The sequence below is a fragment of the Pantoea sp. ME81 genome (genome assembly GCF_903970985.1).
GTDB classification, from domain to species: domain Bacteria; phylum Pseudomonadota; class Gammaproteobacteria; order Enterobacterales; family Enterobacteriaceae; genus Pantoea; species Pantoea communis.
The window spans coordinates 1-3,282 of sequence record NZ_CAJCKS010000295.1 but is presented as its reverse complement, the minus strand read 5'-3'; the positions used below and the strand labels follow the sequence as shown (position 1 = coordinate 3,282).

At 53.3% G+C, this 3,282-nt stretch carries 2 rRNA genes; both read right to left on the bottom strand.

Annotated elements, in window-relative coordinates:
• Positions 1-5: 5 nt before the first annotated feature.
• Positions 6-121, bottom strand: a 5S ribosomal RNA gene (gene rrf / locus H7A81_RS26495).
• Positions 122-349: 228 nt separating this feature from the next.
• Positions 350-3,254 (bottom strand): 23S ribosomal RNA (locus H7A81_RS26490).
• Between the last annotated feature and the right edge of the window lie 28 nt (positions 3,255-3,282).

Here is a 3,282-nt window from a genome sequence, read left to right as displayed (position 1 = left end):
TTGATGCCTGGCAGTTCCCTACTCTCGCATGGGGAGGCCCCACACTACCATCGGCGCTACGGCGTTTCACTTCTGAGTTCGGCATGGGGTCAGGTGGGACCACCGCGCTAAAGCCGCCAGGCAAATTCCTGTGCTCTGTCCTGTGTCTTTTGTGCTGATGCTGCGTTGCTCTCCCTCGCGTAACTCAGTCACATACCTCAGTATGCTCCTTCCTTCCGTCTCGGTCGGCGCCTTGCCTCAGCGCAAAATCCTTCGGACTTAACTCCGCAGGACATCGCTAATTCTTTTATCCGGATGAATCAAGCTGAAAATCTACTTCTGCGTCTCTCAAAAACGCCTCTGGCGTTGTAAGGTTAAGCCTCACGGGTCATTAGTACCGGTTAGCTCAATGCATCGCTGCACTTACACATCCGGCCTATCAACGTCGTCGTCTTCAACGTCCCTTCAGGACTCTCAGGGAGTCAGGGAGAACTCATCTCGGGGCAAGTTTCGTGCTTAGATGCTTTCAGCACTTATCTTTTCCGCACTTAGCTACCGGGCAATGCCATTGGCATGACAACCCGAACACCAGTGGTGCGTTCACTCCGGTCCTCTCGTACTAGGAGCAACCCCCCTCAATTCTCCAGCGCCCACGGCAGATAGGGACCGAACTGTCTCACGACGTTCTAAACCCAGCTCGCGTACCACTTTAAACGGCGAACAGCCGTACCCTTGGGACCTACTTCAGCCCCAGGATGTGATGAGCCGACATCGAGGTGCCAAACACCGCCGTCGATATGAACTCTTGGGCGGTATCAGCCTGTTATCCCCGGAGTACCTTTTATCCGTTGAGCGATGGCCCTTCCATTCAGAACCACCGGATCACTATGACCTGCTTTCGCACCTGCTCGAGCCGTCACTCTCGCAGTCAAGCTGGCTTATGCCATTGCACTAACCTCCTGATGTCCGACCAGGATTAGCCAACCTTCGTGCTCCTCCGTTACTCTTTGGGAGGAGACCGCCCCAGTCAAACTACCCACCAGACACTGTCCGCAACCCGGATTACGGGTCTACGTTAGAACATCAAACATTAAAGGGTGGTATTTCAAGGTTGGCTCCACGCAGACTGGCGTCCACGCTTCAAAGCCTCCCACCTATCCTACACATCAAGGCTCAATGTTCAGTGTCAAGCTATAGTAAAGGTTCACGGGGTCTTTCCGTCTTGCCGCGGGTACACTGCATCTTCACAGCGATTTCAATTTCACTGAGTCTCGGGTGGAGACAGCCTGGCCATCATTACGCCATTCGTGCAGGTCGGAACTTACCCGACAAGGAATTTCGCTACCTTAGGACCGTTATAGTTACGGCCGCCGTTTACCGGGGCTTCGATCAAGAGCTTCTCCTTGCGGATAACCCCATCAATTAACCTTCCGGCACCGGGCAGGCGTCACACCGTATACGTCCACTTTCGTGTTTGCACAGTGCTGTGTTTTTAATAAACAGTTGCAGCCAGCTGGTATCTTCGACTGCCTTCAGCTCCATCCGCAAGGGACTTCACCTACCGACAGCGTGCCTTCTCCCGAAGTTACGGCACCATTTTGCCTAGTTCCTTCACCCGAGTTCTCTCAAGCGCCTTGGTATTCTCTACCTGACCACCTGTGTCGGTTTGGGGTACGATTTCGTGTTACCTGGAGCTTAGAGGCTTTTCCTGGAAGCAGGGCATCAGTTACTTCACCACCGTAGTGGCTCGTCATCACACCTCAGCGTTAAAAGAGTCCGGATTTACCTAAACTCTCCGCCTACATGCTTAAACCGGGACAACCGTCGCCCGGATAACCTAGCCTTCTCCGTCCCCCCTTCGCAGTAACACCAAGTGCAGGAATATTAACCTGCTTCCCATCGACTACGCTTTTCAGCCTCGCCTTAGGGGTCGACTCACCCTGCTCCGATTAACGTTGAACAGGAACCCTTGGTCTTCCGGCGAGCGGGCTTTTCACCCGCTTTATCGTTACTTATGTCAGCATTCGCACTTCTGATACCTCCAGCAAACCTCACAGTTCACCTTCAACGGCTTACAGAACGCTCCCCTACCCAACAACGCATAAGCGTCGCTGCCGCAGCTTCGGTGCATGGTTTAGCCCCGTTACATCTTCCGCGCAGGCCGACTCGACCAGTGAGCTATTACGCTTTCTTTAAATGATGGCTGCTTCTAAGCCAACATCCTGGCTGTCTGTGCCTTCCCACATCGTTTCCCACTTAACCATGACTTTGGGACCTTAGCTGGCGGTCTGGGTTGTTTCCCTCTTCACGACGGACGTTAGCACCCGCCGTGTGTCTCCCGTGATAACATTCTTCGGTATTCGCAGTTTGCATCGGGTTGGTAAGCCGGGATGGCCCCCTAGCCGAAACAGTGCTCTACCCCCGAAGATGAGTTCACGAGGCGCTACCTAAATAGCTTTCGGGGAGAACCAGCTATCTCCCGGTTTGATTGGCCTTTCACCCCCAGCCACAAGTCATCCGCTAATTTTTCAACATTAGTCGGTTCGGTCCTCCAGTTAGTGTTACCCAACCTTCAACCTGCCCATGGCTAGATCACCGGGTTTCGGGTCTATACCCTGCAACTTAACGCCCAGTTAAGACTCGGTTTCCCTGCGGCTCCCCTATACGGTTAACCTTGCTACAGAATATAAGTCGCTGACCCATTATACAAAAGGTACGCAGTCACCAAACAAGTTGGCTCCCACTGCTTGTACGTACACGGTTTCAGGTTCTGTTTCACTCCCCTCGCCGGGGTTCTTTTCGCCTTTCCCTCACGGTACTGGTTCACTATCGGTCAGTCAGGAGTATTTAGCCTTGGAGGATGGTCCCCCCATATTCAGACAGGATACCACGTGTCCCGCCCTACTCTTCGAACTCACAGTAAGTGCATTTTTGTGTACGGGAGTATCACCCTGTACCCTGCGACTTTCCAGACGCTTCCACTAATGCACAAACTGATTCAGGTTCTGGGCTGCTCCCCGTTCGCTCGCCGCTACTGGGGGAATCTCGGTTGATTTCTTTTCCTCTGGGTACTTAGATGTTTCAGTTCCCCAGGTTCGCCTCGCAACACTATGTATTCATGTTGCGATGATGCACAGAGTGCACCGGGTTTCCCCATTCGGACATCGTCGGCTGTAGCGGTTCATATCACCTTACCGACGCTTTACGCAGATTAGCACGTCCTTCATCGCCTCTGACTGCCAGGGCATCCACCGTGTACGCTTAGTCGCTTAACCTCACAACCCACAGGCGTTTTACAACGCA